The following is a 12,475-nucleotide window of genomic DNA, read 5'->3' as shown; positions in this document are numbered from 1 at the left end:
AGTTAGGATTGCGAACCTATGTTACAAATTCAAATTGACGGTAAACAACTTTCTGTCGAGCAGGGCAGTACGGTGATAGAAGCCGCCCATAAGGCCGGTACATTCATTCCGCACTTTTGCTATCACAAAAAATTGTCCATCGCCGCCAACTGTCGTATGTGTCTGGTTGAGGTAGAAAAATCGCGCAAGCCATTACCTGCCTGTGCTACGCCGGTCACCGATGGTATGGTTGTTAAAACCAATTCGCCCATGACTAAAGATGCCCAGAAAGGGGTAATGGAATTCCTGCTGATTAACCATCCGCTGGACTGTCCTATTTGTGATCAGGGTGGTGAATGCCTGTTGCAGGACTTGTCAATGGGTTATGGTAAAGGTGCCAGCCGTTATACTGAGGCCAAACATGCTGTGGCCGGTAAAGAAATGGGGCCACTGGTTTCTGCTGCTGAAATGAGCCGCTGTATTCACTGTACCCGCTGTATCCGCTTTACTGAAGAAATTGCCGGGAAGCAGGAGCTGGCCATGATGAATCGTGGTGAATGCTCTGAAATTACACCGTTTAACGGTAAAACACTGGAAACCGAGCTGTCTGGCAACGTGATTGATTTGTGTCCGGTGGGCGCACTAACCAGCAAACCATTTCGTTATGACAGCCGTTCATGGGAATTAAGCCGGCGTAAATCTGTGTCTGCTCACGATGCACTGGGCAGTAATCTGATTGTGCAAACTAAAGACCATACCGTGCGCCGGGTACTGCCACTGGAAAACGAAGCCATCAATGAGTGCTGGCTCAGTGACCGTGACCGTTTTGCCTATGCAGGTTTGTATCAGCAACGTTTAACTCAGCCGCAAATTAAACAGGACAACCAGTGGCATACGGTTGACTGGCAAACTGCACTGGATTATGTGGCTAAAGGTTTGCATGGTGTCAGCCATGATTTCGGTACCGATGCAATTGGTATGTGGGTCAATCCGGCCAATACTGTTGAAGAAATGTACCTGACCCGTAAACTGGCTAATGCGCTGGGCGTGAATGCTGTTGACAGTCGCCTGCGTCAGCTTGATGAGCGTTTTGGTGCTGCTACTAAAGGCGCCCAGTGGCTGGGACAGAGTATTGAACAGCTGGCAGAAAATGAGGTGATTTTGCTGGTTGGCGCACGCTTACGGCAGGAACAGCCCTTATTAACAGCCCGTATCCGTCAGGCGGCTAAAAACGGAACTAAAGTAGCAGTGGTGGCTGCTGCTGATGAAGAACTGTTCATGCCGTTACTGGCGCAGCTTAGCCTGCATCCTTATCAATGGATTGACTGGCTTAGTGATGCGCTTAACAGCGAAGTAGGTCAGGCCTTATTAAAAGCTGAAAAAGCCAGCATTATTCTGGGTGCGGATGTTTTGAATCATCCGGATGCAGCGGCAGTTTATGCAGCCGCTCAGGATCTGGCTGAAGCTACCGACAGTATACTGGGCGTATTGCCGCAGGCGGCCAACAGTATTGGTGGTGAAATCGTAGGCGTGGCGGCCAGTAAAGCAGAAAATACCATTGCTGCACAAATTAAGCAGCCTAAACAGGCAGTAATGCTGCTCAATGTTGAACCGGATATGGATGTAGCCAACGGAGCTGCGGCCATTGCAGCCCTGAAACAGGCACAGACAGTAATGGCATTCACTGCTTACGACAGTGAAGTATTGCGTGAAGTTGCAGACGTATTATTGCCAATTACGCCATTTACAGAAACCTCAGGCAGTTTTATCAGCATGGAAGGGCGATTACAGTCTTTTCATGGTGTTGTACAGGCCTACAGAGAAGCCAGACCTTTATGGAAGGTATTACGCGTACTGGGTAATGTGCTGGAATTGCCGGGCTTTGAATATGAAAATACCCAGCAGATTCTGGCTGATGCGGTTACCAAAGATCAGATACCGGCTTTGCTGAGCAATCGTATACAACCGGTTGCTACCAGTGATCCCGATATCAGTCTGGTACGTGTTGGCGGCGTTAGTCTGTATGCAACTGATGCGATTGTGCGCCGTTCCGAACCCTTACAGAGTACAGTTCATGCCGCAGTACCGGTTGCACGTACCAACAGTGTGACACTGGCCCGGTTTGGTTTGAGTAATGGTGATACCGCACAGGCTAAACAAGGCAATAGTACCGTATCGATTACCATCACTACGGATGATAACTTGCCGGAAAATGTACTGTTTTTGCCATTACATCAGAGTAACTGGCAATTAGGCGCTTTATTGACCACTGTTGAATTGAGTAAAGGATAATCATGCAAGCGTGGTTTCAACACTTACTGGGCAACGACTTCGGTTTACTGGTGTCTGTCATCGTCAAGATTGTCATCATCATGCTGCCGCTGATTATTACCGTAGCCTATCTGACTTATTTCGAACGTAAAGTTATCGGTTATATGCAACTGCGGGTTGGGCCGAACGTTACCGGACCGTATGGCTTAATCCAGCCGTTTGCCGATGTATTAAAACTGCTGTTCAAGGAAGTTACCCGCCCGTCGCAGGCTAATAAGGCACTGTTCTATATCGGACCGATGATGTCACTGATGCCGGCTTTTGCTGCCTGGGCAGTTATCCCGTTCAGTGAAACATGGTTTCTTACCCGAATTAATGCCGGTTTACTTTATATTCTGATGATTACTTCACTGTCTGTGTATGGTGTCATCATTGCCGGCTGGGCTTCCAATTCTAAATATGCTTTTCTCGGTGCCATGCGAGCTTCTGCGCAAACTATTTCCTATGAGATTGCCATGGGATTTGCGCTGATTGGTGTGATTATGGTTTCCGGAAGTATGGATTTTCATGACATTGTGATGTCTCAGGCAAAAGGTTATGCCGGTGGTTCCATTTTCTCATGGAACTGGCTGCCTTTATTTCCGCTGTTTGTGGTGTATCTGATTTCCGCTGTGGCCGAAACCAACCGTGCGCCATTTGACGTAGCCGAAGGTGAGTCGGAAATTGTTGCCGGTTTCCATGTAGAGTATTCAGGTTTTGCTTTCGCGTTATTCTTTCTGGCCGAATACATTTTCATGATTCTGGTGGCTGCTCTGACGGCTCTACTGTTCTTTGGCGGCTGGTTATCTCCCTTTCCGCAAAGCTGGGGTTTCATTGGTACTCCGAGTGTATTGTGGATGTTTCTGAAAATGGCACTGGTGTTGTACTTTTATCTGTGGATACGTGCAACATTCCCGCGTTACCGTTATGACCAGATTATGCGTCTTGGCTGGAAGGTATTGATTCCGGTAACCATTGTGGCAGTAATTGTATTGGGTTTGTGGATGATTTCACCCCTGAATTTATGGCATTAAGCAGGGAAAGGCTCTGATATGGCAAATATAATTAAAACCTTTCTGATGACCGAGTTGCTTTCGGGTATGAAAGTAACTCTAAAAAACTTCTTTGCGCGCAAGGAAACCATATATTTTCCTGAAGAAAAAACTCCGCAATCAGTTCGTTTTCGTGGTTTGCATGCACAACGACGCTATCCCAATGGTGAAGAACGCTGTATTGCCTGCAAACTGTGTGAAGCTGTCTGTCCGGCCATGGCAATCAATATAGAATCTGAAAAACGTGAGGACGGTACACGCCGAACCACACGCTATGATATTGATCTGACTAAATGTATTTTCTGTGGTTTCTGTGAGGAAGCTTGCCCGGTTGATGCTATTGTTGAAACTCGGATTTTCGAATATCACGGTGAAAAACGCGGTGATTTATATTTCACTAAACCCATGTTGCTGGCTATTGGCGATCGCTATGAAGAAGATATCGCTAAATGCAAAGCCGCAGATGCACCATATCGTTAAGAGGTGGTCATGAATTTACCATTAATTCTGTTTTATGTATTTGCCGCCGTGATTTTGTTTGGCGCGATAAATACAGTTATTGCCAAAAATCCGGTACATGCGGTTTTGTTTCTGGTTCTGACATTCTGTGCCAGTGCCATGATGTGGATTCTGATGCAGGCTGAATTTCTCGGCATTGTATTGGTAGTGGTGTATGTGGGTGCGGTAATGGTACTGTTCCTGTTTGTCATCATGATGCTCAATATTGATGTTGAGCAGATGCGTGCCGGCTTCTGGCGGCATGCACCTGTTGCAGCACTGGTGGGTATCCTGACTGCTGCCTTACTGATTGTTATTCTGGTAAATCCTCAGCTGCATCTGGCGAGTCTGGGTAAGGATTCTCCGCTGCCTGCAGACTACAGCAATGTGCATGATCTGGGGATGCAGATTTACACTACCTATCTGTTACCGTTTGAACTGGCGGCTGTATTGCTGGTGCTGGGGATGGTGGCCGCAATAGCTCTGGTTCACCGGCAGACATACAATCCTCGTCGTACCAATCCGGCCGAACAGGTTAAAGTACAGGCAAAAGATCGTTTCCGTATGGTGAAAATGCAGCCTGAAATCACTGCACCGGTCACTGAAGAAGCAAGTAAAGAAGCAACTGAAGGGGAGCAGAAAGCATGATTACCTTAACCCATTATCTGGTGCTCAGCGCAATACTGTTTGCTATTTCTGCCATGGGTATATTTATGAACCGCAAAAACGTGCTCGTATTACTGATGTCAATAGAGTTAATGCTATTAGCGGTAAATTTTAACTTTGTGGCTTTTTCCCGTTATCTCGGCGACACCGCCGGACAGATTTTCGTCTTTTTTATTCTGACAGTTGCTGCGGCAGAATCTGCTATTGGTCTGGCAATTATGGTTCTGATTTTCCGTAACCGTCAGAGCATTAATGTACAGGATCTGGATAGTCTCAAAGGCTAACAGGTGAGAGGAACGAGAGAAAAATTATGAGTGTTTATCTGATTATTGCTTTGGCTCCGCTCATCGGTTCATTACTGGCCGGTTTATGCGGCAAGCTGATCGGACGTAAGGGTGCGCATAGCGTTACCATAGCAGGCGTAGCCGTTTCGGCAGTACTGTCTGCCTGGGTACTCTATGGTTTTATGACCGGAACCCGTCAGCCCTTTGATGAAAATGTGTATACATGGCTGACCATGGGCGGTCTGGACTTCTCAGTAGGGTTTCTGATTGATACCCTTACTGCCACTATGCTGGTGATTGTGACCAGTGTATCGCTGATGGTGCATATTTATACTATCGGCTATATGAGTGATGATGACGGCTATCAGCGCTTTTTCAGCTATATCTCACTGTTTACTTTCTCCATGCTGATGCTGGTAATGAGTAATAACTTCATTCAGTTGTTCTTCGGCTGGGAGGCTGTAGGGCTGGTGTCTTACCTGCTGATTGGTTTTTACTTTAAACGTGACAGTGCAATTTTTGCCAATCTGAAAGCATTTCTGGTTAATCGTGTCGGCGACTTCGGTTTTGTACTCGGTATTGGTCTGGTACTGGCTTATTTCGGCGGCAGCCTTCGCTATGCTGATGTTTTCCAGCATATTGATCAGGTTAAAAATGCCACTATCGAACTGATTCCCGGTCATCCGTGGTCTTTAATTACCGTTACCTGCATTTTGCTGTTTGTGGGCGCAATGGGTAAATCGGCTCAGTTTCCGTTGCATGTCTGGTTACCGGATTCAATGGAAGGTCCGACACCGATTTCAGCTCTGATTCATGCGGCAACCATGGTAACAGCCGGTATTTTCATGGTATCCCGTATGTCACCCCTGTATGAGTTGTCTGATACTGCTCTGGGTGTGATTATGGTATCCGGTACCATTACTGCGCTGTTTATGGGCTTTCTGGGTATGATTCAGAATGACATCAAACGGGTGATTGCTTATTCAACCTTGTCACAGTTAGGTTATATGACGGTAGCCTTAGGTGCCTCTGCCTATAATATTGCTGTTTTCCATGTCATGACCCATGCTTTCTTCAAAGCACTGTTATTTCTGGCCGCCGGTAGTGTGATTATGGGTATGCACCATGATCAGGATATGCGTCATATGGGCGGATTGCGTAAATACATGCCGGTAACATGGATTTGTATGCTAATTGGTTCATTATCGCTGATTGGCACCCCATTTTTCTCCGGTTTCTATTCCAAGGATTCAATTATTGAGGCAGTAAAAGCGTCAACGTTGCCATTCAGCAGTGTGGCCTATGTAGCTCTGGTAGCCAGTGTGTTTGTCACCGCATTCTACTCATTCCGATTGTATTTCCTGGTATTTCATGGTGAAGAAAAATGGCGCAAAGCCGAACATAGCGAACATCATCATGCAGAAGAACATCATGGACTGAAACCACAGGATAATCCGCATGAGAGCCCGCTGGTGGTAACCATTCCGCTGATTCTGCTGGCCATCCCTTCAGTATTTGTAGGTATGTGGGCAATGAAGCCGATGCTGTTCAGTGATTTTTATCAGCATGTGATTTTTATTAACAGTGCTGCACATCCTGCACTGGCATCCGTAGAGGAAGAGTACCACGGCATATTTGCTATGGCTCTGCACAGTCTGACAACTCCTGTGTTATGGCTGGTGATTGCCGGTGTTGTACTGGCGTGGTTCTTCTATATGAAAAAACCACAGATTCCGGCCAGAATTGCTGCATCTATACGTCCGGTTTATACCCTGCTGGATAATAAATACTATCTGGATACTATTTACTATAACGTGTTTGCCAAAGGCAGCCGTCTGCTAGGAACGTTGTTCTGGAAAGTTGGCGACGTTTTCATTATTGATAAATTAATTGTTAATGGTGCTGCACGCGTTGTCGCTGCTGTAGCAGCGCTGATACGGCGTATTCAGACCGGATACATCTATACCTATGCTACAGCAATGGTTGTGGGTGTATTTGTACTGGTGGCATGGACTTTCTGGCCGTTGCTTAAAACAATGTTTGGCGGTTAATTGCGGGCATTCAACTTGGTATCTTTAGGCTATAAATATGTACGATAACTTACTCAGTTTGGCGATTTGGCTGCCTGTAGTGGCTGGCGTCGCAGTGCTGGCTACCGGCTCAGACAAGCACGCAGGTATAGCCAGAGTGCTGGCCTTAATCGGGGCGCTGGTTTCTTTTCTCATAACCTTACCGCTGTTTTTTAAATTCAACCGTTTAAATGGCGGATTTCAGTTTACAGAATTTCATGTCTGGATTGAGAGTCTCAACATCAACTATGCATTAGGTGTGGATGGATTATCAGTTCTGTTTGTAATTCTGAACAGTTTTACTACTTTACTGGTTGTTCTGGCCGGCTGGCAGGTAATCCAGAAACGGCCTGCGCAGTATATGGCCGCTTTCCTGATTATGTCAGGACTGATTAATGGCGCATTTGCAGCAATGGATGCCATCGTATTCTATGTATTCTTCGAAGGCATGCTGATTCCGATGTATCTGATTATCGGTATCTGGGGTGGTCCGAGACGGGTATATGCATCAATCAAATTCTTTCTGTATACCTTAATGGGTTCATTACTGATGCTGGTTGGGTTTGTCTATCTGTCTAATCAGACCGGCAGTTTTTCTATTGAAGCATGGCACAATATCAAGCACCTTGCGATGACGGCGCAAATTTTGCTGTTTATCGCTTTCTTCCTGTCTTTTGCGGTTAAAGTGCCGATGTGGCCAGTGCATACATGGTTGCCGGATGCTCACGTAGAAGCGCCGACCGGTGGTTCAATGGTTCTGGCGGCAATTACTCTGAAAATAGGTGGTTACGGATTCCTGCGCTTTATTCTGCCTATTTTGCCGGATGCAGCACGTTATATTGCGCCGGTAATCATCGTGCTCAGTCTGGTGGCGGTAATTTACATCGGTATGGTGGCACTGGTACAAACTGATATGAAAAAACTGGTGGCGTACTCTTCCATCAGCCATATGGGATTTGTCACTTTAGGCTTTTTCCTGTTTACCGGCGGCTATCTGAATGACTGGGCCTTTAAAGGTGCCATTATGCAGATGATTTCGCACGGTTTTGTTTCAGCCGCTATGTTTATGAGTATCGGTGTGATGTATGACCGGATGCACACCCGCGATATTTCAGCTTACGGCGGTGTCGTAAACAGTATGCCGGTATTTGCTTCTTTCATGCTGTTCTTTGCTATGGCTAATGCCGGTTTGCCCGGTACATCAGGATTTGTGGGCGAATTTATGGTCATTGTCGGTGCAGTAAAAACCAATTTCTGGGTTGGTGCACTGGCGGCGTTAACCCTGATTTATGGTGCAGCATATACCTTGTGGATGTTTAAACGGGTTGTTTTTGGTGCCATCAAAAATCCGGAAGTTGCGCAATTAAAAGATGTAAACAAACGCGAACTGCTAATTCTGGTGATTCTGGCTGTAGCGGTACTGGGATTTGGTTTGTATCCGGAACCGTTTATCGCTGTCGTGCATCAGGCAGCAAATGATTTGATAGTCCAAGCGGCACAAAGCAAACTGTAAGGAAATGTGAATGAACTGGACAGATTTAACAATATTTCCCGCTGCACCGGATATGGTGCTGACTGTAGTACTGTTTACAGTATTGCTGGTGGACTTATGGCTTAATGACCGGCAACGCTGGATAACCTGTACCCTGTCAGTTATCGGTCTGATACTGACCGCCGCGGTACAGTGTCTGGTATGGAAAGAACAGCCGCAATATGCCTTCCATGATATGTTTGTACTGGACGGCATGGCTCAACTGGCCAAGTTATGCATGTATGTACTGGTTATTGCCTTATTTATTTACAGCCAGACTTATCTGCGTGCTAAACATATTTATCAGGGTGAATTCTATACGCTGACCCTGTTTGCACTGCTGGGCATGAATATTATGGTTTCAGCCAGCCACTTCCTGACTTTATATGTCGGGCTGGAGCTGCTTTCGCTGGCGCTTTATGCTTTAATTGCCTTGCAGCGTGATAGTGGTCGTGCTGCTGAAGCTGCATTGAAGTATTTTGTGCTTGGTGCACTGGCCTCAGGTTTACTGTTATACGGTATTTCCCTGATATACGGTGCAACAGGTACATTACAGCTGCAGCAGGTGCTTGCTGCCAGCCAGGAAACAACCAATCCGTGGTTATTGAAACTCGGACTGGTATTTATTGTTGCCGGTATTGTATTTAAACTGGGTGGTGTACCATTTCATATGTGGGTGCCGGATGTGTATCAGGGTGCGCCGACTGCAGTTGCTGCACTGGTGGGTACAGCACCGAAAATTGCAGCCACAGTCTTCGCTTTCCGTATCCTGGTTTACGGTCTGCTGACTCAGTGGGAAAGCTGGCGTGAATTACTGTTGCTGCTGGGTATTGCCTCACTGTTTGTGGGTAATCTGGCTGCTATCATGCAAACCAACATTAAACGTATGCTTGGTTTTTCAACAGTAGCCCATATGGGTTTCATTATGCTGGCTCTTCTGTCCGGTCAGTCTGGCTGTGCTGCGGCTATGTATTATGCAATAACCTATGCTTTAATGGCCTCTGTAGCATTTGCTATTCTGGTTCTGCTCTCCGGCAAGGATGTTGAATGCCAGAATATCAGTGATCTTGCCGGTCTGAACCAGAAAAATGCATGGTATGCATTTTTAATGCTGCTGGCGATGTTTTCAATGGCCGGTATTCCGCCATTGATGGGCTTTTATGCCAAGCTGGCCGTTATTAAAGCGTTATTGGCCAGCGGCTATCTGTGGGTTTCTGTGTATGCAGTAATCATGTCGCTGATTGGTGCTTTCTATTATCTGCGTGTGGTTAAAACCATCTATTTCGATAGTCCGGATTCTGTTGCTGAACCGGCATTCAATATGACTTTTCTCGGTAAAATCGTTTTATCTGTTAATGGTTTATTATTGCTGTTATGGGGTATTTTGCCTGATGGTGTAATGAACTGGTGTGTACAGGCATTACTGCATAGTTAATCTGAATTTAGTCTTTCAACAGCAGCCACTACGGCTGCTGTTTTTTATAATAGCCGTACACACTTATCAAAACAAATGCGCACAGGTAAAATAACTATTCAACTGTTGACATAACAACTGCATAATAAGCATGAATAACTCAGAATTTGATATCCGCCAGACTGAATGTGTGGTAGTAAAAGTAGGTTCCAGTCTGGTGACCAATGGCGGACATGGGGTAGATCAGAATATCCTGAATAACTGGGCACAGCAGATTGCGCAATTACGTGCACATGGTATTCAGGTAGTACTGGTATCCAGTGGTGCTATTGCAGAAGGTATGAAACGGCTGGGCTGGCAGGTACGTCCCAAAGCAATTAATGAATTACAGGCTGCCGCCGCAGTGGGGCAAATGGGACTGGCTCAGGCATACGAGATTGCGTTTGAATCACTGCATATCCGGACAGCACAGATTCTGCTGACACATGATGACTTGAGTCACCGTACCCGCTATTTAAATGCCCGTAGTACTATCCGCACTCTGCTGGAGCAGGGAGTAGTACCGATTATTAATGAAAATGATACTGTTACCATTGATGAAATCAAACTTGGTGATAATGATACCCTTGGTGCTTTGGTAACTAACCTGATTGAAGCTGATGTACTGATTATTCTGACAGATCAGAATGGTTTGTATGACAGAGATCCGCGTAAGCATACTGAAACCAGACTGATTCATAAAATTGCTGCTAATCATCCAGACCTGGAAAGTATGGCCGGCGGAGCAGGCAGCAGCGTGGGCACCGGAGGTATGTATACCAAAGTACTGGCTGCAAGACGAGCTGCTTTAAGCGGTGCTGCAACCTGTATCGCCAACGGGCATGCTGAAAATGTATTAGTCCGGTTACTTGAAGGCGCACAAACGGGTACTTTATTTACCCCGGCCGGTAGCCGGTTGAGCGCACGCCAGCAATGGTTACTTGGGCAGGTACAACTGGCTGGTAAGTTAACCGTTGATGAGGGTGCGGAACAGGCACTGAAAACACAGCACTCCAGTCTGCTGGCTATCGGTTGTGTTGCTGTCAGTGGTCATTTTGATCGTGGCGCATTAGTGGCAGTATGTAATCAGGCCGGTAAAGAAATTGCCCGCGGACTGGTTAATTATAATGATCATGAAATTGGGCGTTTATTGCGGCAGCCGTCTCAGGCTATAGAAGAATTATTGGGCTATGTGGCAGAACAGGAACTGATCCATCGGGATAATATGGTATTACGTCGTGATTGAAGCGGATATTGAAAAATTCTGCCAAATCCGATAAAGAGATAATATTTACCAGCAGGCTGTAAGCTTAAACAGCAACCAATCTAAGATTTGTTTTTAATAAAGCAGATTAAAGTAGCCTGATAAATATATATACCATCATTAAATTTGTCTGTGTTATCAAAAAGTGCCGTTTTCAGTATCAGGTAAATTTATAGATATCTGAGCATAATCTGCCATGTAGACAGATTGCCACTATAAAGGTAGTAAATATCTTCTCAGACTATGGATGCTGAGTTTATCGCTATGGTGCGATTATTACATGACAGAATCATAATAACAAATGTCTCCAGTTTTTGAATCAATAATTTTCATGTAACCACCTGTAAGTATTTCTCCTTCTGTGAAAAAACTAGGTTTGCTTATTAACACCACTTTACCCTCGAGCTGATGTCTCCAATATAAATATCCATCTTTAGTAATTTTATAATTCTTATCGTCAAGTCCAATGATACCGTATTTGCAGGAACATTTTAATTTCGGTTCTCCAGAATGTGACTCACACCTATCGGGTCGCCAGGCAAACTTCACTAATATATTCTGATAAGTTGTATCATACAAATAATGTTTGGCAAATTTCCAGGCACATGTCAAAGGAAGAAATAAAATAAAAGCCATAAGCAGAATATAAAGTAACTTATTTATAATATACTTTTTTCTGTTAGATTTCTGCTTATTCATATATATTGGTAAATTATTGTCAAATAGATAATATATCATTAACAAAAATGAGTTTGCCACAATTGTCATTAAAATTAATGAAATGTTGTGCCTGATCAACTAAACCGGCGCTTATATAATTAGGGCTGTAAATAAATTATTTAAAATAAATTCATGCTAAGCAGTAAATATCTTCTTTAAAAGAAAACCGGCGGATGCTGAAATTATGAATTAATATTAGATCCGAAATAATGCATAGTATTGAATTGTTTTATGTAATATAAAATGAAAAAGATAATAATGCATATTGGTTATTCTGCATATACCAGAATAACCAATATGATTTGTATTGTTTTTTTACAAAGAAAAATGATTCAGTTTGGAAATAATTACCGGCTTCTTTATTAAGCCTTACCAGTTAATCTTTAATCCAACAGAACCATTTACCGGCGCTTTGGTATGTGCATTACCACCATTAGACCATGTATGGCCGATTTCACCATAAGCTTTTACTTTGTTTGTAATATCGTAAGTACCGCCAATTGCCAGCTCAGTGCTGGCATGAGAGGCACCGGCATTTAATCTGGTTGTGGCTACATTAGTAACGTAACTGGTATGGTCGGCACCATCAGGTGAGTAAAAGAAATTTACCCGGGCATAGGGTCGCAGACTTCCTTTATTCAGTTGATAG

The 12,475-nt window shown here is 44.8% G+C and carries 10 protein-coding genes; 9 read left to right on the top strand and 1 reads right to left on the bottom strand.

What is annotated here, in order from left to right; all coding sequences use genetic code 11:
• Positions 1-18 precede the first annotated feature (18 nt).
• The 9 genes from nuoG to proB all read left to right on the top strand — a co-directional run bounded on the left by nuoG (position 19) and on the right by proB (position 11,088).
• The gene (gene nuoG / locus H3U82_RS10590; RefSeq protein WP_198210469.1) at positions 19-2,271 is read left to right on the top strand and encodes an NADH-quinone oxidoreductase subunit NuoG; all 2,253 of its coding nucleotides are present in this window, start codon (positions 19-21) and stop codon (positions 2,269-2,271) included.
• Between the two features lie 2 nt (positions 2,272-2,273).
• Positions 2,274-3,323: an NADH-quinone oxidoreductase subunit NuoH gene (nuoH, locus tag H3U82_RS10585; RefSeq protein ID WP_084547581.1), complete on the top strand. Its 1,050-nt coding sequence runs from the start codon at positions 2,274-2,276 to the stop codon at positions 3,321-3,323.
• An 18-nt stretch (positions 3,324-3,341) separates the two neighbouring features.
• On the top strand, positions 3,342-3,821 hold the full coding sequence (gene nuoI / locus H3U82_RS10580; RefSeq protein ID WP_025329730.1) for an NADH-quinone oxidoreductase subunit NuoI: 480 nt from the start codon (positions 3,342-3,344) through the stop codon (positions 3,819-3,821).
• A gap of 9 nt (positions 3,822-3,830) precedes the next feature.
• The gene (locus H3U82_RS10575; RefSeq protein ID WP_025329731.1) at positions 3,831-4,487 is read left to right on the top strand and encodes an NADH-quinone oxidoreductase subunit J; all 657 of its coding nucleotides are present in this window, start codon (positions 3,831-3,833) and stop codon (positions 4,485-4,487) included.
• Positions 4,484-4,789, top strand: coding sequence for an NADH-quinone oxidoreductase subunit NuoK (nuoK, locus tag H3U82_RS10570; RefSeq protein WP_025329732.1), 306 nt, complete (start codon positions 4,484-4,486; stop codon positions 4,787-4,789). The genes H3U82_RS10575 and nuoK overlap by 4 nt, the downstream gene beginning before the upstream one ends.
• Before the next feature lie 26 nt (positions 4,790-4,815).
• On the top strand, positions 4,816-6,840 hold the full coding sequence (gene nuoL / locus H3U82_RS10565) for an NADH-quinone oxidoreductase subunit L (RefSeq protein ID WP_025329733.1): 2,025 nt from the start codon (positions 4,816-4,818) through the stop codon (positions 6,838-6,840).
• Positions 6,841-6,877: 37 nt separating this feature from the next.
• Positions 6,878-8,371: an NADH-quinone oxidoreductase subunit M gene (locus H3U82_RS10560; protein ID WP_096765907.1), complete on the top strand. Its 1,494-nt coding sequence runs from the start codon at positions 6,878-6,880 to the stop codon at positions 8,369-8,371.
• Positions 8,372-8,381: 10 nt separating this feature from the next.
• Entirely contained in the window at positions 8,382-9,824 is a 1,443-nt protein-coding gene (gene nuoN, locus H3U82_RS10555) for an NADH-quinone oxidoreductase subunit NuoN (RefSeq protein WP_025329735.1), read from the top strand.
• Between the two features lie 130 nt (positions 9,825-9,954).
• The gene (gene proB, locus H3U82_RS10550) at positions 9,955-11,088 is read left to right on the top strand and encodes a glutamate 5-kinase (RefSeq protein WP_198210468.1); all 1,134 of its coding nucleotides are present in this window, start codon (positions 9,955-9,957) and stop codon (positions 11,086-11,088) included.
• A gap of 1,107 nt (positions 11,089-12,195) precedes the next feature.
• On the opposite strand, the gene H3U82_RS10545 is transcribed toward proB, so the two are convergent.
• Positions 12,196-12,475: hypothetical protein (locus H3U82_RS10545; RefSeq protein WP_198210466.1), on the bottom strand; the 280-nt coding region annotated here is incomplete at its 5' end.

Source organism: Snodgrassella sp. W8132 (assembly GCF_016100865.1).
Taxonomy (GTDB): Bacteria; Pseudomonadota; Gammaproteobacteria; order Burkholderiales; family Neisseriaceae; genus Snodgrassella; species Snodgrassella alvi.
This window is presented reverse-complemented; position numbering and strand designations above follow the sequence as displayed.